17 protein-coding genes are annotated in these 18295 nt (G+C 63.8%); 5 read left to right on the top strand and 12 right to left on the bottom strand.

The window, feature by feature from the left end; translation table 11 throughout:
- Position 1: 1 nt before the first annotated feature.
- Positions 2-688, bottom strand: a complete 687-nt coding sequence (locus MGMSRV2_RS20125; RefSeq protein ID WP_041633837.1) for a phosphatidylserine decarboxylase — start codon at positions 686-688, stop codon at positions 2-4.
- 155 nt (positions 689-843) lie between these two features.
- On the opposite strand from MGMSRV2_RS20125, the gene MGMSRV2_RS20120 reads away from it, so the two are divergent.
- Positions 844-1350 (top strand): type III secretion system chaperone family protein, encoded by a 507-nt coding sequence (locus MGMSRV2_RS20120; protein ID WP_024082227.1) that lies wholly within the window; start codon positions 844-846, stop codon positions 1348-1350.
- Positions 1351-1362: 12 nt separating this feature from the next.
- Here the strand turns inward: MGMSRV2_RS20120 and MGMSRV2_RS20115 are convergent, their stop codons facing one another.
- Positions 1363-2295 (bottom strand): LysM peptidoglycan-binding domain-containing protein, encoded by a 933-nt coding sequence (locus MGMSRV2_RS20115; RefSeq protein WP_024082226.1) that lies wholly within the window; start codon positions 2293-2295, stop codon positions 1363-1365.
- A gap of 177 nt (positions 2296-2472) precedes the next feature.
- Between MGMSRV2_RS20115 and MGMSRV2_RS20110 the strand changes: the two genes are divergently transcribed.
- Positions 2473-3156: a cytochrome b/b6 domain-containing protein gene (locus tag MGMSRV2_RS20110; protein WP_024082225.1), complete on the top strand. Its 684-nt coding sequence runs from the start codon at positions 2473-2475 to the stop codon at positions 3154-3156.
- Positions 3157-3238: 82 nt separating this feature from the next.
- Here MGMSRV2_RS20110 and MGMSRV2_RS20105 read toward each other — a convergent pair whose 3' ends face one another.
- The gene (locus MGMSRV2_RS20105) at positions 3239-4015 is read right to left on the bottom strand and encodes an alpha/beta fold hydrolase (protein ID WP_024082224.1); all 777 of its coding nucleotides are present in this window, start codon (positions 4013-4015) and stop codon (positions 3239-3241) included.
- A 70-nt stretch (positions 4016-4085) separates the two neighbouring features.
- Positions 4086-4544 carry a c-type cytochrome gene (locus MGMSRV2_RS20100; protein ID WP_024082223.1) on the bottom strand — a complete coding sequence of 153 codons (459 nt, stop codon included), beginning with the start codon at positions 4542-4544 and terminating at the stop codon, positions 4086-4088.
- A 285-nt stretch (positions 4545-4829) separates the two neighbouring features.
- Here MGMSRV2_RS20100 and MGMSRV2_RS20095 point away from each other — a divergent pair, with 285 nt between their 5' ends.
- A complete protein-coding gene (locus MGMSRV2_RS20095) occupies positions 4830-6047 on the top strand; it encodes an NADP-dependent isocitrate dehydrogenase (RefSeq protein WP_024082222.1) in 1218 nt (405 codons plus the stop codon).
- A gap of 122 nt (positions 6048-6169) precedes the next feature.
- Here the strand turns inward: MGMSRV2_RS20095 and MGMSRV2_RS20090 are convergent, their stop codons facing one another.
- The 3 genes from MGMSRV2_RS20090 to MGMSRV2_RS20080 form a co-directional block, all read right to left on the bottom strand.
- Positions 6170-6778, bottom strand: a complete 609-nt coding sequence (locus tag MGMSRV2_RS20090) for a hypothetical protein (protein ID WP_052589052.1) — start codon at positions 6776-6778, stop codon at positions 6170-6172.
- A gap of 118 nt (positions 6779-6896) precedes the next feature.
- Positions 6897-9302, bottom strand: a complete 2406-nt coding sequence (locus MGMSRV2_RS20085) for a Lon protease family protein (RefSeq protein ID WP_024082220.1) — start codon at positions 9300-9302, stop codon at positions 6897-6899.
- Positions 9302-9715 (bottom strand): metallopeptidase family protein, encoded by a 414-nt coding sequence (locus MGMSRV2_RS20080; RefSeq protein ID WP_024082219.1) that lies wholly within the window; start codon positions 9713-9715, stop codon positions 9302-9304. Before MGMSRV2_RS20080 ends, MGMSRV2_RS20085 begins: the two co-directional genes overlap by 1 nt.
- Positions 9716-9792: 77 nt before the next feature.
- Between MGMSRV2_RS20080 and MGMSRV2_RS20075 the strand changes: the two genes are divergently transcribed.
- Both MGMSRV2_RS20075 and MGMSRV2_RS20070 read left to right on the top strand, forming a co-directional pair.
- Positions 9793-10083, top strand: a complete 291-nt coding sequence (locus MGMSRV2_RS20075) for a 4a-hydroxytetrahydrobiopterin dehydratase (protein WP_024082218.1) — start codon at positions 9793-9795, stop codon at positions 10081-10083.
- Between the two features lie 75 nt (positions 10084-10158).
- Complete coding sequence (locus MGMSRV2_RS20070) at positions 10159-11289, top strand: tetratricopeptide repeat protein (RefSeq protein ID WP_024082217.1); 1131 nt, start codon at positions 10159-10161, stop codon at positions 11287-11289.
- A gap of 88 nt (positions 11290-11377) precedes the next feature.
- On the opposite strand, the gene MGMSRV2_RS20065 is transcribed toward MGMSRV2_RS20070, so the two are convergent.
- The 5 genes from MGMSRV2_RS20065 to MGMSRV2_RS20045 form a co-directional block, all read right to left on the bottom strand.
- The gene (locus MGMSRV2_RS20065; RefSeq protein WP_024082216.1) at positions 11378-11752 is read right to left on the bottom strand and encodes a response regulator; all 375 of its coding nucleotides are present in this window, start codon (positions 11750-11752) and stop codon (positions 11378-11380) included.
- The gene (locus tag MGMSRV2_RS20060; protein ID WP_052589051.1) at positions 11749-14859 is read right to left on the bottom strand and encodes an EAL domain-containing protein; all 3111 of its coding nucleotides are present in this window, start codon (positions 14857-14859) and stop codon (positions 11749-11751) included. Before MGMSRV2_RS20060 ends, MGMSRV2_RS20065 begins: the two co-directional genes overlap by 4 nt.
- Positions 14860-14911: 52 nt before the next feature.
- Positions 14912-16150 (bottom strand): NupC/NupG family nucleoside CNT transporter, encoded by a 1239-nt coding sequence (locus MGMSRV2_RS20055; RefSeq protein WP_024082214.1) that lies wholly within the window; start codon positions 16148-16150, stop codon positions 14912-14914.
- Positions 16150-17259, bottom strand: a complete 1110-nt coding sequence (locus MGMSRV2_RS20050) for a hypothetical protein (protein WP_024082213.1) — start codon at positions 17257-17259, stop codon at positions 16150-16152. Before MGMSRV2_RS20050 ends, MGMSRV2_RS20055 begins: the two co-directional genes overlap by 1 nt.
- Positions 17260-17333: 74 nt before the next feature.
- The gene (locus MGMSRV2_RS20045) at positions 17334-18275 is read right to left on the bottom strand and encodes an SAM-dependent methyltransferase (protein WP_024082212.1); all 942 of its coding nucleotides are present in this window, start codon (positions 18273-18275) and stop codon (positions 17334-17336) included.
- Between the last annotated feature and the right edge of the window lie 20 nt (positions 18276-18295).

Genomic DNA, 18295 nt, shown 5'->3' with positions numbered 1-18295 from the left:
CTCAGCGCACCTCGCCCTGGCGGGCCGGTTCGGTCGAATTGAGGTCGGCCAACACGGTTTCTCCGGCGATGCAGCGCTGCCCCAAGGTGACTTGCGGCTGAACCCCTTCGGGGAAATAGACGTCAACGCGCGAACCGAAACGGATCAGGCCGAAACGCTCGCCGGCGCGGATGGTCTGGCCTTCGACCAGATCGCAGCGGATGCGTCGTGCCACCAGACCGGCGATCTGGACGAAGGCGACAGAGCGCCCGTCTTCCAATTCCAGCGCCACCGCCATGCGTTCGTTTTCCTCGCTCGCCTTGTCGAGGGCGGCATTGACGAACTTGCCGGCATGATAGGCCAGCTTGGTCACCCGGCCCGACAGCGGCGCGCGGTTGATATGGACGTCGAACACGCTCATGAACACGCAAACGCGCGGGCGCGGCGTCTCGCCCAGGCCCAGGCCGGCGGGCGGCACCGCATCGCCGACCAAACAGACCACACCGTCGGCGGGGCTGATGACCAGACCGTCGCGCGTGGGGGTGACCCGGTCGGGATTGCGGAAGAAATAGGCGCACCACAAGGTCGCCACCAGCCCCAGCCAGCCCAAAGGTTGCCACAGCAGACCCAACAAGATCGCCGCGACGGCGAACAGGGCGATGAACGGCCAGCCTTCCCGATGGATCGGGACCATGATGTAGCTGGACATGGACAGGTTTTGAGACTGCAAGGTGAACCTCGTGCGTTTTGATGGCTGCGCATTGTAAACGTGCGAACAGCCGCCGTTAATAGGCTTATGGCGGTTTTATCCGGAATCGGGACGTGCTACCGTCAACGCCGGTCCGTGAAACAGTCAAAGTCCCAATGCCCGATCCTAAACATCTGATCATCGGCGGCATGTGCCTGCCCCTGGATATGGAAGCCCTGGAAGCTCTGCCCATCAATCCGGGCGGCGTCTTTCAGTTCGACTTCACCTTCCATGACATCCGCTTCGCCATCCGCTACGAGGAAAAGGACGATCACGGCCATCTGCGGGTGGTCGGCGATGTCGGCCCCATGCCGTTTTCCGCCGAATCGCCGGCGGCGCGGGCCGGTCTCAACCAGATCATGGGCGCTGCCAACGATGCGCTGAAATCCCGCTTCCGCGTCGCCCAAGGCCGCCTGGTCCTGGGCACCGAGGTGGAAATCGACCGACCGGTCACCGCCACCAAGCTGATCAGCACGGTGGCCATGCTGATCATTCCGGCCACACCTTATCTGGATTTGGTCGCGCTTTACCTGCGTCCGCCCATGGCACCGGCCAAGCCGGGCCAGCCGGCGCTGCGCCCGGAATGGCGGCGCAAGGCATTACCCGCTCCCACCCGACGCTGAGTTTCCGGCGCGTTAACGCTTGGGCAACTGGAACACCTGACCGGGATAGATCAGGTCGGGATCGCGGATGTTGTCCTTATTGGCCTTATAAATAATGGTGTAGGCCTCACCCGAGCCATAGATACGCCGGGCGATGCGCCACAACGAATTGCCCGCCGACACCACCACCGCCGTGTCGGATGCGGCTTTCAGTTCGCCTTGCGCGGCCACCGGCATTTCCACCCGCGCCAGCACCTTGCCCTTGGCATCGACCAGATCGGCCCGCACGGTGATGTTGTCACCCTTCGGCAGGGTGGCGGTCACCTTCCAGGTACCGTCGCTTTCGACGGTAGCGGCGCCGACGAAAGCATTGCCCAGATAGACATGAACCTTGCCGCCGGCGGGACCGCGCCCACCGATGAACAGGCGCCCCTTGTTGTCAGCCTCGACGATGTCGATGGAGATACCGCCCTCGCCCAAGGGCGGACCGATCAACAACTTGGCGCCACCTCCAGGCAGCGGCTTGAACGCCAGAATCTGCTCCCCCGGACGATCAGGGACCACCAACACCACCGGGGCGCCGGAATTGGTCACCGAACCATCGGGATTGTGAGCCCGCAAGGTCAACTGGCGCGCACCGGAGGCCATGGGAGTGCTGGGCACGAACACCCACTCACCCCGACCATCGGCGATGGTCCGACCGATTTCGACCCCACCGTCGAGAATGACCACCTCGGCCTTGGGCACGGCCCGGCCAGCCAGAACGGCATCGCCGCGCTCGCCGATGCGGACCACGTCGAAGCTGGGGTCGTTGGCCGCAGCGTCGCCGCTGACGGCGGGGGCATTGGTTCCGCCCACGGTGGCCACGGCCTTGCCGTCGTCATCTTTGCCCAGGGTCAGGGCCAACAACACGGCCAGCAGCGCAGCGGCCAGTCCGATCAGGGAAATGAATACGGGTCGGGTCAAAGAGGCATCCGCCAGGGTGGCTTCAGGGAATCGGGGAAAGCGTAGCGCCTCGCGCCCCCCAGAGCAAGCATCCTGGACGATGGTTATGGCCGATGGGCATGGGCGACGTGCTGGATCATTCATTGACCGCAGACAACCAACACGGAAAAATCAGCCGACGACATCAGGAGACAAAGCATGCGCCCATCCCCCCCCATCCGCCGCGTCAAAGTCTGGGATCTGCCCACCCGGCTGTTCCACTGGGCTCTGGTGCTGCTGATCATCGTGATGGGAGTAAGCGGTGAGCTTGGACAGTTGTTGATCCACATGCTGGTCGGCCCGGCGGTGATCGCATTGATCCTGTTCCGCCTGATCTGGGGGGTGATCGGCAGTGAAACCGCCCGCTTCAGCCATTTCGTCCGCGGCCCCAAATCAGTTCTGGCCTATCTGACCGCCGCCCGCAACGGCGCCGTGCGCTCGGTCGGTCACAACCCGTTGGGGGCTTTCAGCGTGCTGGCCCTGCTGACCTTGGTGCTGGTTCAGGGCGTCACCGGCCTGTTCACCAGCGACGACATCTTAAGCCAAGGCCCGCTGGCCCATCTGCTGTCATCCAAGGACGTGGCCCTGCTGTCGTCGCTGCACCGCATCGGCTTCAAGCTGCTGCTGGCCTTCATCGCCGTGCATCTGGCGGCGGTGCTGTTTTATCGTCTGGTGAAGAAGGACGATCTGGTCCGGGCCATGATCACCGGTGAAAAGCAGGCGCCCGAGGGGGTCGAAGGCATCCGCTTCCGTCATCCGCTGCTGGCCTTGGCCGCCCTGGCGGTGGCTTGTCTGGTGGTTTGGGGAGGGTTGGCCCTGGCGCCGGAGGCGCCGGCGTTTTAACGAATTAGCCGGAGGCGCCGGCGTTTTAATGAATTAGCCGGAGGCGCCGGCGTTTTAATGAATCAGCCGGAGGCGCCGGCGTTTAATCCCCCAGCGCCAGCAGCCATTGCGTCAACGGTTCGGCGGCGGCGGCGGGCGCCCCCAGATGGTCGCTATCCATGTCCTGTCGGCTAAAGACGATAGCGGCGGGCAGTTTGGGCGCCACCTGCTCGGCGAATATCCTGGTGATCGGATCCTGCTTGGGCGCCAGCCACAATATATTCCGCTCGCGGATTTGCCCTGCCCTTTCCCCCATGGCGGCAGGACCGTCGGGGGCGAAATAGGACAGGAACACCCCGGCCGGCATGGACAGGGAGCGGGTGCGATTTCCGGTATTGTAATCGGTGATCGGCATCACCTTATCCCCATCGCCGGATGCCAGCATTTGCCGTGCCTGAACCACATCGGCGGCTGCACTGTCACGCAGATGGCCGAGATCGGGTAGATGACCGGGGGCGATCAGCACCACAGCCGCCAAACCGCGTCCCAAGGTGGCATAGTTCCAGGCGGCGTTGGCGCCCATGCTTTGCCCGACAATCACCACCCGCTTGGCCCCATTGGCACGCAGACCGGCAACCGCCGCGTCGATCTCGTCCATGGCCTGATCGAACGAGCGGTCATACAGCCGCATCGCCGACCACGGCATCTGAGGGACGACGACGGTAAAGCCGGCGGCGCCCAAACTTTGCTGCACCGGCTTCATCTGCTCGGGCTTGCTCCACTTGCCATGCAGCAGGACCACCCCGGTGGAGGCCGGGTCCAACGCCTGGGCGGGCAAGGCCGAGAGCACCAAGAAAACCAGCGTCAGGACAAAACGCATGCGCCCCCCAATAAAAAAGGCTCCGCGTCGAAACGCGGAGCCGATCATACGCCAAGACGGCGGTTCAGTTCTATTCCTTGCGGAAGGTGTCGTGACAGCCCTTGCAGGTCTTGCCAACGCCACCGACGGCGGCCTTGATGGCCTCGGCATCACCCGACTTGGCGGCGGCGGCCAGCTTCACGGCCGCTTCCTCCATCATCGGGAAGCCCTTGAGGAAATCGGCGGAGGTGAAAGCCTCGGCCTTGGTGTTGCTGCCCGACAATGCTTCCGAACCCTTGCCGAAGGCCATGGGCAGCATGCGGGCCAAAGCGGCCACGTTCTCGGCCTTGGCGGCGGCATCGGCGGGCAGATCGCCCTTGCCCTGGGCGAAGGCGCCGATGGGGCCGAAATTCATGCGCACCGCCTGGAACAGACCTTGGCGCATCTTCAAGGTTTCCTCCGGCTTCTGCTGGGCCGAAGCGGGGGCGGCAAAGCCGATCACGGCGACGGCCAAAGCGGCGGCGGTCATGGCCTTGGGGATGAAACGCATGGAAAAAGTCCTCCGTCCGATTGATCTTCGTCCCCAGGGCTTACTCCCAAGCCTCGGGGGCGTCTGTGACAATATCACGGGTTGTCGAAATTTCAGGTTACGGAAAATCGATACCGAATTACCCGCCCTGCCCGTTTCCCATCCATAGGTGTAGTTTTTGCCGCTTGCGTTCGTGGTCGGGAATGCTATCGTGCCCCCGCTGTCCGGGGTTTGTCAGGTCTCCGCATGACGTGAGGCGCACCCCAGCGGAATTTTGCCAATACCGTCAACACGGGGAACACGTCGATGAATAAGATCAAGGTCGCCAATCCCATCGTCGAGCTCGACGGCGACGAGATGACCCGCATCATCTGGAAGTTCATTAAGGACAAGCTGATCCTGCCCTATCTGGACGTGGATCTGAAGTACTACGACCTGGGCGTCGAGTACCGCGACGAAACCAATGACCAAGTCACCATCGATGCCGCCGAAGCCATCAAGAAGTACGGCGTCGGCGTCAAGTGCGCCACCATCACCCCCGATGAAGCGCGCGTGAAGGAATTCAACCTCAAGAAGATGTGGAAGTCGCCCAACGGCACCATCCGCAACATCCTTGACGGCACCGTGTTCCGCGAGCCGATCATCTGCCAGAACGTGCCGCGCCTGGTTCCCGGCTGGACCAAGCCCATCGTCATCGGTCGTCATGCTTTCGGCGACCAGTATCGCGCCACCGATTTCAAGGTGCCCGGCCCCGGCATCCTGACCATGAAGTTCGTCGGCGAGGACGGTCAGGTCATCGAACACGAAGTGTTCAACTTCCCCAGCTCGGGCGTTGCCATGGGCATGTACAACCTGGATGAATCCATCCGTGGTTTCGCCCGCGCCTGCATGAATTACGGCCTGGCCAAGAAGTGGCCGGTCTACCTGTCGACCAAGAACACCATTCTCAAGGCCTATGACGGTCGCTTCAAGGACATCTTCCAGGAAGTGTACGAGAAGGAATTCAAGGCCGAGTTCGACAAGTACGGCATGACCTACGAACACCGCCTGATCGACGACATGGTCGCGTCGGCCCTGAAGTGGTCGGGTGAATTCGTCTGGGCCTGCAAGAACTATGACGGCGACGTCCAGTCCGACACCGTCGCCCAGGGCTTCGGCTCGTTGGGCCTGATGACCTCGGTCCTGCTGTCCCCCGATGGCAAGACCGTCGAGGCCGAAGCCGCCCACGGTACCGTGACCCGTCACTACCGCGAGCACCAGAAGGGCAAGGAAACCTCGACCAACCCCATCGCCTCGATCTTCGCCTGGACCCGCGGCTTGCTGTACCGCGCCCAGTTCGACAACACTCCCGAGGTGGCCAAGTTCGCCACCGCCTTGGAGGAAGTCTGCGTCGAGACGGTGGAAGCCGGCTTCATGACCAAGGATCTGGCCATCCTGATCGGCCCCGATCAGCCCTGGCTGACCACCACCCAGTTCCTGGACAAGCTGGACGAAAACCTGAAGAAGAAGATGGGCGTCGCCTGACACCCATCCGATCCTCGCTGATCAACGAAACCCCGCCGGATGCATCCGGCGGGGTTTTTGTTTGGGGACAATGAGAAGCCCCAGGGGCGGAAGCCGCCCAGAAAGGCATCGTTTGGGGAAGATCAGAACTTCAGCTCGAGCCCTGCGCCGAAATGCAGGCCGGAATTGACCTTGCTGGCCTCGTCCTCGCCCCGGCTGGCGGCGGCGAAGCCGCCCATGGAAAACGACGGGGTGACGTCGTGGGTGAAGGACAGCGACAACGACAGATCGTTGGCGGCGCCCAAAGAGCCCACCGATACCCCCATCTGCGCCGGATTCAGGCTGAAGGCGCCCGACTGGGTCCATTGATAGCCCAAGGACAGGGCGGCGATGCCATCGACGCCCAAGGGCGAAACCATCTGGCTGGCGGTGAAATCGGCGGTGCCGACACCACCGCCCGAGACCAACGAGGTCGACAGACGCAACCAATCACCGGAATAGGCGGTGTAGCCGCCCACCACCATGCCGTCACCCCCGGCAAGAGACAGTCCGGGGGTGGAGGCGGCCGGGGCCGACAGCGTGCCCAGGCTGAATCCGCCCAAGGAATAGACCGCCACCCGATTTTCATCGGCCAAGCTGGGGAGTGCCGGCGAATTGCCGCCAGGGACCAGACGCGGACGCACAGCATCACCACCCCATGCGGGGGTGGCGGCGAGCAGACACAACATCAAGGCGGCAGTGCTACGGATCATCGGCTTTCGGCAATGCAACATTTGTCAGGGACTCATATAATGTCCCCAGGCCCGCTGCAAAGGCCTTGATTGCGAATCCGAGTCAAATGAATCCAAGCGTTGCGTCTGCGCAACAGTGCTATTCCGTCTCGGGCTTCTTGTCCCGCTCGGGCACCAGACGCAGGGCGGCGCGGCTGGCGAAGGCGGCCAAACGGGCCTGGACCTTGCGGTTGACGGTGCCGGTGGGGTAGCGGCCCTGGGCATCGGCCTCGCCCGCCGGCACTCCGGTCAGCACTTCGATGCCCTGATCCACATGGTCGATGGCATAAATGGCGAAGCGGCCCTGGCGGCAGGCCTCGACCACATCAGCGCGCAGCATCAGATGGGCGACGTTGCTGGCCGGAATCAGCACCCCCTGGCTGCCGCTCAGGCCGCGCGCCGCGCACAGGTCGAAGAAGCCTTCGATCTTTTCGTTGACGCCGCCGATGGCCTGCACCCGTCCGAACTGGTCAACCGAACCGGTCACCGCCAGATCCTGGCGGATGGGCAGATCGGCCAGCGCCGACAGCAGCACGTACAATTCGGTGGACGAGGCGGAATCGCCGTCGATGCCGCCATAGGATTGCTCGAACACCAGCGACGCCGACAGCGACAGCGGCTCGTGCGCACCGAAACGGGCGGCCAAGAAGCCCGACAGGATCAGCACGCCCTTGCCGTGCAACGGTCCGCCCAGATCGACCTCGCGCTCGATGTCGATGACGTCGCCCTTGCCGGCATGGATGCGCGCGGTGATGCGGACGGGATGACCAAAGGCGAAATTACCCAGTTGCAGCACCGCCAAGGCATTGATCTGGCCGATTTCGGCGCCATCGGTGGCGACGTGGATGATGCCGCGCTGGATTTCCTCCTGCACGTTTTCACGCACCCGGTCCTGGCGACGGATGGCGGCATCGATGGCTTGCTGCACATGGGCGGCGGCGATTTGTCTGGCACTGGCGGCATGAGCCCAATGATCGGCCTCGCGCACCAGATCGGCCAGCGAGGCCATGTGGGTGGACAGTTTCTCCGCATCCTCGACCAGACGCGAAGCCTGCTCGATCACCCGGGCCATGCCGCTGCGATCAAGCGGTAACAGGCCTTCCTTGCGCACCAGAGCCGCCACCGAGCGCGACAATTCCAGCACCGCCCGGGGCGAACGGTCCATGCGCCAATCGAAATCGGCGGCCACCTTGAACAACTCGGAAAATTCCGGGTCATGGTGGGACAGCAGGTAATACAGCATGGGGTCGCCGATCAGCACCACCTTGATATCCAAGGGGATGGGCTCGGGCTCCAGGCTGAAGGTGGAGAACAGCCCCATGGACTGGCCGGGGCTTTCGATGCGAATTTCGCGCGCCTTCAGCGCCCGTTTCAGGTCTTCCCAGGCGAACGGGTTCATCAACAGCTTGCGCGCATCCATGACCAGGAAGCCGCCATTGGCCTTGTGCAGCGAACCGGCGCGGATCAGGTTGAAATCGGTGATCAGGGCACCGTACTGGGCCAGATGCTCGACCCGACCGATCAGATTGGGCTGGGTCGGATAATCCTCATAGACCACCGGCGCGCCCTGGGCCTGGGCATTGTCCACCAGCACGTTGACGCGGTAGCGGCGGAATGAATCCCCCCCCAGGGCACGGCGTATCTTCGACCGCTCATCCTCGCCCAGAAAGTCGCCCACATTGGCGGCGACATCCGCCGACACCGCCTGCAAATAAGTCTGCACCTGCGGCAGATCGGTGTATTTGGCGGTCAGTTCTTCCAGCAGATGGTCGATGGCGAAGGCGACCACGTCGTGATCCAGGGCACGCAGGCGGGCCCGGGTTTCGCGCTCCCATTTGGGTACCTGCTTGATGGTCGCTTCCAGCTTTTCCTGCAACGCCGCCATGTCGGCCTTGAAGCGATCCTGGGAATCGTCGGGCAGCTTCTTGAACTCGTCCGGCGACAGTACCTCGCCGTCCTTCATCGGCGCCAGGGCCAGACCGACGGGAGTGCGGATCAGCGCCACGCTGCTTTCCCCGGCCTCATGGGCGACGGTGCCGAAGGCGGTTTCCTGCCGTTCCTTCAACTCGTCTTCGATGGCTTGCCGGCGGTTGCGGTATTCCTCGGCCTCGAAGGCGGCAGGTAGGGCCTGGCCCAATTCCCCCACCAGCCAATCCATGTCCTTCTTCAGCCCACTGGCGCGCCCCGCCGGCAAGGACAAGACCTTGGGCCGCTGGTTCTGGTCGAAATCGTTGACATAGACCCAATCGCCGGGCGCCGCCCGTTCTGCCGCCTGCCGCGACAGCAGCCGCATCACCAGCGAGCGCCGCCCGGTACCTTCCGGCCCCAGGGCGAACAGGTTGAAACCACGGTGGCGCATGCCGACGGCGAAACGGATGGCCTCGACCGCCCGTTCCTGTCCGACCGCGTCATCGGCATCCCCCAGGTCGTCAGTGCTGTCAAACGGCAACGATTGCGGATCGCAGACGGTGAACAAGAGCTCTGGCGACAAGGGCGATTGCAGCATCAGGCTTCGTCCTCGATGCGTTCCATGTCGTCGTCGCTGAAGCCGAAATGGTGGCCGATCTCATGGATCAGCACATGCTTGACCAAGCTGGTCAGATCCTCGCCGGTTTCGCACCAGTAATCCAAAATGGGGCGGCGATACAGATAGATCTGGTCGACGTCGTTGCGCGGCCCGAATTCGGAAAAGCTTTGCAGCGGCAAGGACACCCCCCGATACAAACCCAGCAGGTCGAAGGGGGTTTCCAGCCCCATTTCCTGCTCGGTGTCCTCGTCGGGAAAGTCGTCGACGCGGATGACCACGTCGGCGGCATAGACGCGCAGCTCCTCGGGGATCTCGGCGAAGGCGGCGTGGGCGATGGTTTCCAGGTCGGCCTGGCTGGGCGGAACCGTGTGCGGGGGGATCACTCTTGACATGACCTCAGCTTACCTCGCCTTGAAGCGGGCGTGAAGGGTGCCCATTAAAAATGGGGTGATCATAGACAGGATGCACCATGCCCCAACGCCTGACTGCGGAAGAACGAACCCAAGCCCTGGCCGATTTGTCCGGATGGGCCCCCTCCCCTGGCCGAGATGCCATCACCAAGGATTTCAAATTCAAGGATTTTTCCCAGGCCTTCGGCTTCATCAGTCGCGTCGCCCTGGCGGCCGAAAAGCTGGATTATCACCCGGAATGGAGCAACGTCTACAACCGGGTCATCATTACCTTATCCACCCATGAGTGTGGCGGTCTCAGCCAGTTGGATCTCAAACTCGCCCACATGATCGACACATTCGGCGCATAGGCTCATTTACAGTTATCGGGGGCTGTGGAATCATGCGCCCCCGACCCATCGTGTTACCATGAAAGCGCCGCCTAAATGAGGATTGCCGTCATCGCCGCCGTGATCGCCGCCGCCTTTGCCGGTCAGGCCATGGCGCAAGGCAAGCCGGCCGCCAAATCGGCCCCCGCCGCCAAGGCTGTCACCCCGGCCAAACCCAGTCTGGCCCAACAGGCCGCCGAGGGCGACGTCGCCGCCCAACTGGAACTGGGCCAAAGCCTGCTGAATGGTGGCAAGGGCATCAAGAAGAACCCGACCGAGGCGGCCCAATGGCTGGCCTTGGCCGCCAGCAACGGCACGCCCCAGGCCGCCATCCTGCTGGCCAACGGACACGAGCAGGGCTGGTTCGGCAAGCGCGACCCGGCGGCGGCGGCCGAGTGGTGGTATCGCGCCGGTGATTTAGGCGATGCCGAGGCGCGCCAGCGCTTTCTGACGCTTTATCTGGATGGGCAGACCGAGTCCATCGGCGGCCCCGCCGGTGTGCGCTGGCTGGAACAGATGGCCGCCCAGGACAACACCCGTGCCATCTTGGCCCTGGGGCGCATCTATGAGTTCGGCGAAGGCATGGTGGTCGACCACGCCAAGGCCCAGCGCTGGTACCGCATCGCCGCCATCGCCGGCAATGTGGAGGCCCAGTTCCGCCTGGGCAGCATGCTGCTGGCCGAGCCGGCGGCGTGGCGTCTGCTGTTCAAGGATATCGGCCGCGAAAAGGACAACACCGAACGCGACCGTCTGTATCCCACCCGCGACGCCGCCGAGCAGGCCGCCGGCACCGACCGCTGGATCGACATCATGCGTCCCGGCATGATCCATGGTGAATATTGGCTGACCAAGGCCGCCTTGCGCGGCCACCCGCAAGCCGCCTTGATGCTGGGTGAGGCCTATCTGGGCGGGCGCGACCTGCCCTTCGATCTGGGCCAGGCCATGCGCTGGCTATCGGCGGCGGCCATCGCCGGCGAACCCCATGCCATGAAATTGCTGGCCGATCTGGCCGCCAGCGGCCAAGGCCTGTTCGCCCCCGATCCGGTGCGCGCCTGGGTCAATTATGAACTTGCCGCCAGCGCCGGGCTGAAGGACGCCGAGGATGCCCGCGACAAACTGGCCAAGGGTATGAGCGCCCGCCAATTAAGCCGCGGTCGCCAAATCGCCGGCGATCTGCGGGGAAACTGAATCGGAAACGGCGGGCGGTCCACGCGACGCCACGCCCAGCCGAGGGCGACCCTCTAAAGGCCCGACCTCGTCACCAATTCCTCCACACTCAATCCCGCGTTTCGCTGCAATAGCGCTCGACTTCGTCGAGCAGCTTGCGCACGGAGATGGGTTTGGTGATGACTTGGTTGAAACCTTCCGACAAGAAGCCGCTGACCGATTCCGGATCGGCGAAGGCGGTCACCGCCAGCACCGGGATGGTGCGGGTGCGCGGATCGTCGCGCAATTCCTTCAGCAGATCGACGCCCGAACGTTTGGGCAATTGGATGTCCATCAGCACCACCTGGGCGCCGTCGGCGGTCAGCTCCACCAGGTTTTCCCCGTCGGGAGACTTGACCGTGCGATAGCCGGCGATCGTCAGCGCCTGATCCAACAGCTTCATGTTCATGGCGTTGTCTTCGACGATGACCACGGTGCCGCTCATGCTTTCCCCCCTTTAGCCCAGGACGATCCGTCATAGCCGGCGGCAAAGACGGCGAAATCCGCCACCGGCATGGGGCGACCGATCAGATAGCCCTGGATTTCATCGCAGCCGTGATGCAGCAACAGCGAAGCCTGGGCTTCGGTTTCCACACCTTCGGCGATGGTTTTCAAATTCAGCGAATGGGCCAAGGATACGATGGCCTTGGCGATGGTGCGGCCATCCTCGTCATGATCGAGATCGCGGACGAAGGCGCGGTCGATCTTGACGGTATGGACCGGGAAACGCTTCAGATAGGCCAGGCTGGAATAGCCGGTGCCGAAATCGTCGATGGACAGGGTCACCCCCAGATCGGCCAGTCGGCGCAGCACCCTGAGCGTGCTTTCGCCATCGGCCATCAACATGCTTTCGGTCAGTTCCAGGTCAAGCAGGCGGGCATCAATGCCGCTGCCGCGAATGACCTCGGCCACGGTTTCGGCCAGATCGACCTCGCGGAACTGGCGGCCCGAGATGTTGACGCCCATGCGCACCTGGGTCAGCCCCTGGTGCTGCCACAGATTGAGCTGACGGCAGGCCTGCTCCAACACCCAGCGACCCAAGGGCACGATCAGGCCGGTTTCCTCGGCGACGGGGATAAACTTGTCCGGCGCGATGGTGCCCAGCTCAGGATGGCGCCAGCGGATCAGCGCCTCGGCCCCGATCAGGGCATAATCCGACAGCCGCACCTGCGGCTGATAGAACAGCTCGAACTGGCCGGCCTTCAGCGCCTCTTTCAACGAGCGCTCCAGGGTCAGGCGTTCCGATACCGCATAGGACATGGCGGTGTCGAAGAAACCCAGGCGCTGATCCTCGCGCTTCTTCACCTGATGCAGCGCCATCTCGGCGTTGCGCAGCAGGTCCAACGGCTCGTCGCCGTCGCGCGGGAACACCGAGACGCCGATATCCACCGGCAGGGCCAGATCGCTGCCGCCGACGGTCATGGGCCGGTTCAGCATCTCCAGCACCTGCTCGGTGCCGGCGCTGACTCCGGCCAGATCACGCAAGCCGGGCAGGATGACGGCGAATTCATCGCCGGCCAGCCGGGCGGCGGTGCCGTTATGCAAGCTCACCCATTGGGCCAGCCGCCGCGCCGTCTCGCGCAGCACGCCGTTGCCGACGTCATGGCCCAGGGAATCGTTGATCATGGTGAAGCCGGCAAGGTCGATGGTCATCACCGCCACATGCTGGCCGGTGCCACGCGCCGCCGCCAGCGCTTGGCCCAGGCGGTCGCACAGCAGCGTGCGGTTGGGCAGGTCGGTGAGCGAATCGTGATTGGCGAGATAGGCCACCCGCTGGGCCAATTGCTTGTTTTCGGTCAGATCGCGGATGGTGCCGGTGAACAGACGGCGCTTGTCGAGCCTGAGTTCCGACACCGACAGATGCACCGGGAACAGCGAGCCGTCCTTGCGCCGGGCCATCACCTCGCGCCCCGAGCCGATCAGACCGCCACCCTGGCCTTGCAGGTAGTTCTTGATATAGCTGTCATGACGACCGGCATCGGGTTCGGGCATCAGGATCGACACATTGGCGCCGATCAGTTCCGACAGCGGATAACCGAAGATACGTTCCACCGACAGATTGGCCGAGACGATCAGGCCGTCCTCGTCGATGGTGACGATGCCGTCCAAGACGGTGTCCATGATGGCGCGGATGCGATGTTCACGCGCCGCCACCGCCCGCATGGCCGCCGTCACCTCGGTGGTATCGCGTCCGACCAGAAGAGCAGCGGTGTGGCCGTCGCGGCGCAGGGGGACGGCGTTGATTTCCACGTCGCGCACCCGCCCGGCGAAGGTCACCACCTTGACCGGGACCGGATGGTCTTCCTCGTACAGGGCTTCGATGCCCATGTCGAACAGACCGCGATAATCGGGGTGGATGAAATCGACGAAGGGCTTGCCCTCGCAGGCGCTGGCGGCAGGCGCGCGCAGCAGGCCCAGGCCGGCGGCGTTGATGCGCTCGATGGCGCCGTCGACGCAGACGCAGATCAAGTCGGGCGACAGCTCGACCAGATCGCGATAGGACGATTGGTCCTTCAACAGCGCCGATTCCAGCATGGAGACGTCGGTGATGCGGTCCAGCATCTTCAGGATCTGCGAGCCCGAGGCCAGGATGGTTTCACCGTATTCGCGATAGCCCGAGGGGGCCAGCGGCCCCAGCATCTCGGTGGCGATCATCTCGGAGAAGCCGATGACGTCATTCAGGGGCGTGCGGATATCGCGGCTCATGCGGCCCATGAACTCGGTCTTCGACCGGTTGGCCAACTCGGCCTCTTCCTTGGCCGCTTCCAGATTGGCCGCCGCTGCCCGTTCGCCCGAAATGTCGCGCGAGAAGATGGCACAGCGCCGCGCCGCGCCCTCGGCCCCCACCGCCAGGAAGCGATGGGTGAACCAGCGCGGGCCGTCATTGTCCTCGGACTGGATGGTGCGGCCCGATTCCAGCGCCTTGGCGAAGAAGGCGCGGCGGCGGTCGGCCAGATCGGGCGGCATCAGGGTGAAAACGTCCATGCCTTCCAGCTCTTCCGAGCGGCGGCCGAAGGCCTCGGCGGCTTGGGCGTTCAAGGTGATGATGTGGCCGTCTTCGTCCAGCAGCATGGCCATGTCGTGGCTGGCGTCCAGCAGCGCTTGCGCCGTCTGGTGCGACAGTTCCAGCGCCGTGCGCGATTGCTGGCGTTCGATGGCGTGGCGGATGACGCGGGGCAGCATGTCGAGGCCGGCCAGCGACTTGACCACGTAATCCTGGGCGCCGGCGCGGATGGCGTCTTGCGCCACCCGTTCGTCATCCAATCCGGTCAGCACCACCAGCGCCTTGTCGGGGGCGGCTTCCGTCAGCCGCAGCACCGAGGTCAGGCCGGCGGCGTCGGGCAGGCCCAGATCAGCCAGGATGCAGGTATAATCGGTACTGATGGCCATGGCGATGCCATCAGCCAGAGTGGCGCGGCAATCGGCTTTCCAACCCGGCATGGCCTCAGCGAGTTTGATCTCGATGAGGCGCTGGTCGCCTGGATTGTCCTCGATGACGAGGAGCCGTTTGAGTTGTGCGCTGCCATTCATGGTTCGATGAAGATGACGCATCGACGCCGGCTTGTAAACGTACGGAAAACAATTGTGACGGATGGATAATCGGTCATATCAGAATACCGACCACGGCGCCGGTCAGGCACGACGCCAAGGTGCCGGAAATGATGCTGCGTCCGCCCAAGGCGACGATGTCGTCGCGGCGCTCGGGCGCCATGGCGGCGAGACCGGCGATCATGATGCCGAGCGAGCCGAAATTGGCGAAGCCGCACAGCCCATAGGTCATGATGACGCGCGAGCGTTCCGACAACGCGCCCGCCGGCAGATGGGCCAGATCCACATAGGCCAGCAATTCGTTCAGCACCGTCTTGGTGCCCATCAAGGCGCCGGCGGTCATCATCTCGGCGGCGGGAATGCCCATCAACCAGACGATGGGGGCCATGACCAGCCCCATCAGCCGCTGCAAGGTGACCGGCGCCCCGGCTATTTCGGGCAACAGCGCCAACAGCCCGTTGGCCAGGGCGACCAGGGCCACCAGTACGATCAGCATGGCGATGATGTTGATGAGCAGGCCGACGCCGTCGGCGGTGCCCCGAACCACCGCATCCATACTGCTGGCATAGACCATGGGCTGATCGTCCTGGCCGCCGGTGCGGGTATCGTCGGGGATCATGATCTTGGCCACCATGATGGCGGCGGGGACGCTGATCAGGGAGGCGGTCAACAGATGGCCGATGGGATCGGGGATGACCCCGGTCAGGAAGGTGGCGTACAGCACCATCATGGTGCCGGCGATGGTGGCCATGCCGCCGGTCATCACCACGAACAATTCGCCGCGCGACAGCCGGGCCAGATAGGGGCGGATCAGCAAGGGCGCCTCGACCATGCCGACGAAAGCGTTGGCCGCCGACGACACGCCAACGGCGCCGCCCAGGCCCATGCTGCGCTCGAGCAGACGCGAAAACGCCTTCACCACCAGGGGCAGGATACGCCAGTGATAAAGCAACGCCGACAGCGCGCTCATCAGCAGGACCAGGGGCAAGGCCTGGAAGGCAAGGACGAAACCGGCGCCCGGGTCGGTGACGGCGAAGGGCGAACGACCGCCGCCCACATAGCCGAACACAAAGGAAGTGCCGGCGATGGTTGCCGCCTGCACGGCATCGACCAGCCGGGTCAGCCCCAGGAACAGGGTTTGCGACGGCGGAAACTTCAGCAGCAAGAGCGCCAGCAGGAACTGGACGATCAGGCCGGCGGCGATGATCCGCCATGACACAAGCCGGCGTTGTTCCGACAGCAGCCAGGCGATGGCCACCAATCCGGCGATGCCGACGGCGCTTTGAACGGCCATCAGGCGCGCGGCTGCTTGGCCAGCCATTCCATGACGGTGGGGACCATCGCTTTGCAGGTCAGGGCGAAGGACGTCATCAGCTTGTCCTTTTCCTGGCTCATGTGCAGCAGGTTGTCGACCACCTTGCGCAGGATATCCTTGCCCAGATTGGGATGCCCCAACACCACCGGCGCCTTGTTGCCGAAGGCGGAGCGCAGCGACGACACCAGAACCTCGGCCTTGTCGATGTTGAGGCGCTGGATTTCCTCTAGGTTCTCGGCGGCGATATAGCACAGGACCTCGCCGTAGACCTTGGCATTGGCCTTGTCGAGCGCGGCGACGACGTTGAAGAAGCTCTTGTCGCGGGCGAAGAAATCCCAGGCGTGATCGCCCAGAAGCTTGCGATAGAACTCGTACATCTCGCGGTTCCACACGGCGACGCCGGCGATGGCCTGGGGCCGGTTGAGCAGGATGTCGACGAAATCGGGGCCGGCGGCGGCCTTGACCTTGGTCAGGATTTCCGGGCTGAACTTGCCGACCGTGGCCACCGCATCGGCGGTGCGCAGGGCCAGGACGTCTTCCTCGATGGCCATGACCTGCTGGTAATGCAGGTGCTGGCGATAGGCTTCCAACAGCGGCAATTGCCAGCCATAGGCGATATAGCGCATCAGCTCGCGCACCTTGCGTTCCTCGATGGGATCGGCGGCGATGCGGGTGACTTCCACCTGCTCGGTCTTCTTGATCAGGCCGAACAGGGCCTTCTTGGTCACCGTCTCGGTGACCGTCTGTTCGGTCTTTTCCGCCTCGAACACCTTCTTGGCGCAGGTGCGCACCAGCAATTGCTGGATCTGGTTCAACGAGACATTGCACACCAGCATCTTATCGTCGTCGCGGACCGGCTGGCCGTCCTTGGCGGTGACGATGTCGTCGCATTGGTCGCGGTGGGCGATGAAGACGGTGATGAAGTGTTCCAGCGGCTGCGGATGGGCGATCAGATCCTGATAGCTCAGGTCCGGATCGATCAGGCTGGCTTGTTGCAGCCGGGCCAGCACCCTTTTCAGGCCGTCGATGATGGCCTTCTTGGTGTTGCCGTCGATGTCCACCGGCGGCGGAAGAGTGATGGCGGTCATGCGCTTAAAAACCCTGGATTAATGCGGTCCCCGAAATGGTGTACCGCGTCGGGGCCGGCGAGGCAACATCGCCTTCAGTTTTCCTCCTTACGAAGGACCCAGGTCAGTTCATGCTTGTTATGGGACAGATGCAGCAGCCGTGACCCGGGGATGGCGGCAAAAGCGGCGGCGGTGGCGTGGTCGGTTTCACCCTGGAATTTGATGGTGCACAGGAAGTTTTTGACCTGCCCTTTTTCCCGCCAGTTCTGCACCAGCCGGTACAGGCGCTCGGGGTAGCAGATGATGTCGGAGAACAGCCAATCCACCGGCCCCAGGCTGGCGGGGTCCAGACCGAAGGCGCTTTCCTGGCGGATCGATACCCCTGGCATGGCCGCCACCTTGGGGTCCAGCGGCGCCTTGTCGACGGCGATGACCTGCGCGCCCAGGGACGCCAGAACCCAGGTCCAGCCGCCGGGGCAGGCGCCCAAATCCAGGCAGGTTTCACCCGGTTTGGGACCAAAGCCCAGCACGGTGAAGGCATCCCACAATTTCAGATAAGCGCGGCTGGGCGGATTGACCCGGTCCTCGATCAAAGCGCATTCGCCGTTGGGAAAGGCCGAGGAACAGTGCGGCGCGGCCAACAGCGTGTATTCATCCAACAGCGTGAACGACCCCAACGGCGCGGTCGGCGCTGCTTGGCCGAAAGTGAGCGGCTTGGCCGACACCTTGGGCAGCTTCTCCACCATCAGCGCCGTGCGCCGGTGCAGGTCGGGGGTATAGGGCCACCAGTTGCGCTGCAGGGATTTCAGCACCCGCGCCCCTTCGCCGATGGAGGCGATGGGGATACGAAGCACATCGTGCCAGACATTCTGGGCCCAGGCGGCGGGCTTGGCCGGGCCGGGGGACAGCAGCAGCCGGCCATGCTCCTGGGCGATATCGCCCAGTTCATGCCGCAATTCGGCCTCGAACCCCTCGGGCGCCAGATAGCCGGTCAGTCCGGTGGGCTGGGGAACGGGAAGGGAGGATGGTTCACTCATGCGCCGGTCTATAGCACAAG

Origin of the sequence: Magnetospirillum gryphiswaldense MSR-1 v2 (assembly GCF_000513295.1) — a bacterium.
In the GTDB taxonomy this organism is placed as follows: domain Bacteria; phylum Pseudomonadota; class Alphaproteobacteria; order Rhodospirillales; family Magnetospirillaceae; genus Magnetospirillum; species Magnetospirillum gryphiswaldense.
The sequence above is the reverse complement of the archived record's forward strand: the minus strand, read 5'-3'. Positions and strand labels throughout refer to the sequence as shown.

What these genes read in the sequence shown, in the direction of transcription:
- MGMSRV2_RS20090 (WP_052589052.1), bottom strand. Translation starts at nt 6,778, where the DNA reads ATGATCCGTAGCACTGCCGCCTTGATGTTGTGTCTGCTCGCCGCCACC.
- MGMSRV2_RS20110 (WP_024082225.1), top strand. Translation starts at nt 2,473, where the DNA reads ATGCGCCCATCCCCCCCCATCCGCCGCGTCAAAGTCTGGGATCTGCCC.
- MGMSRV2_RS20050 (WP_024082213.1), bottom strand. Translation starts at nt 17,259, where the DNA reads ATGACCGCCATCACTCTTCCGCCGCCGGTGGACATCGACGGCAACACC.
- MGMSRV2_RS20055 (WP_024082214.1), bottom strand. Translation starts at nt 16,150, where the DNA reads ATGGCCGTTCAAAGCGCCGTCGGCATCGCCGGATTGGTGGCCATCGCC.
- MGMSRV2_RS20060 (WP_052589051.1), bottom strand. Translation starts at nt 14,859, where the DNA reads ATGCGTCATCTTCATCGAACCATGAATGGCAGCGCACAACTCAAACGG.
- MGMSRV2_RS20120 (WP_024082227.1), top strand. Translation starts at nt 844, where the DNA reads ATGCCCGATCCTAAACATCTGATCATCGGCGGCATGTGCCTGCCCCTG.
- MGMSRV2_RS20105 (WP_024082224.1), bottom strand. Translation starts at nt 4,015, where the DNA reads ATGCGTTTTGTCCTGACGCTGGTTTTCTTGGTGCTCTCGGCCTTGCCC.
- MGMSRV2_RS20095 (WP_024082222.1), top strand. Translation starts at nt 4,830, where the DNA reads ATGAATAAGATCAAGGTCGCCAATCCCATCGTCGAGCTCGACGGCGAC.
- MGMSRV2_RS20080 (WP_024082219.1), bottom strand. Translation starts at nt 9,715, where the DNA reads ATGTCAAGAGTGATCCCCCCGCACACGGTTCCGCCCAGCCAGGCCGAC.
- MGMSRV2_RS20085 (WP_024082220.1), bottom strand. Translation starts at nt 9,302, where the DNA reads ATGCTGCAATCGCCCTTGTCGCCAGAGCTCTTGTTCACCGTCTGCGAT.
- MGMSRV2_RS20125 (WP_041633837.1), bottom strand. Translation starts at nt 688, where the DNA reads ATGTCCAGCTACATCATGGTCCCGATCCATCGGGAAGGCTGGCCGTTC.
- MGMSRV2_RS20070 (WP_024082217.1), top strand. Translation starts at nt 10,159, where the DNA reads ATGAGGATTGCCGTCATCGCCGCCGTGATCGCCGCCGCCTTTGCCGGT.
- MGMSRV2_RS20065 (WP_024082216.1), bottom strand. Translation starts at nt 11,752, where the DNA reads ATGAGCGGCACCGTGGTCATCGTCGAAGACAACGCCATGAACATGAAG.
- MGMSRV2_RS20100 (WP_024082223.1), bottom strand. Translation starts at nt 4,544, where the DNA reads ATGCGTTTCATCCCCAAGGCCATGACCGCCGCCGCTTTGGCCGTCGCC.
- MGMSRV2_RS20045 (WP_024082212.1), bottom strand. Translation starts at nt 18,275, where the DNA reads ATGAGTGAACCATCCTCCCTTCCCGTTCCCCAGCCCACCGGACTGACC.
- MGMSRV2_RS20075 (WP_024082218.1), top strand. Translation starts at nt 9,793, where the DNA reads ATGCCCCAACGCCTGACTGCGGAAGAACGAACCCAAGCCCTGGCCGAT.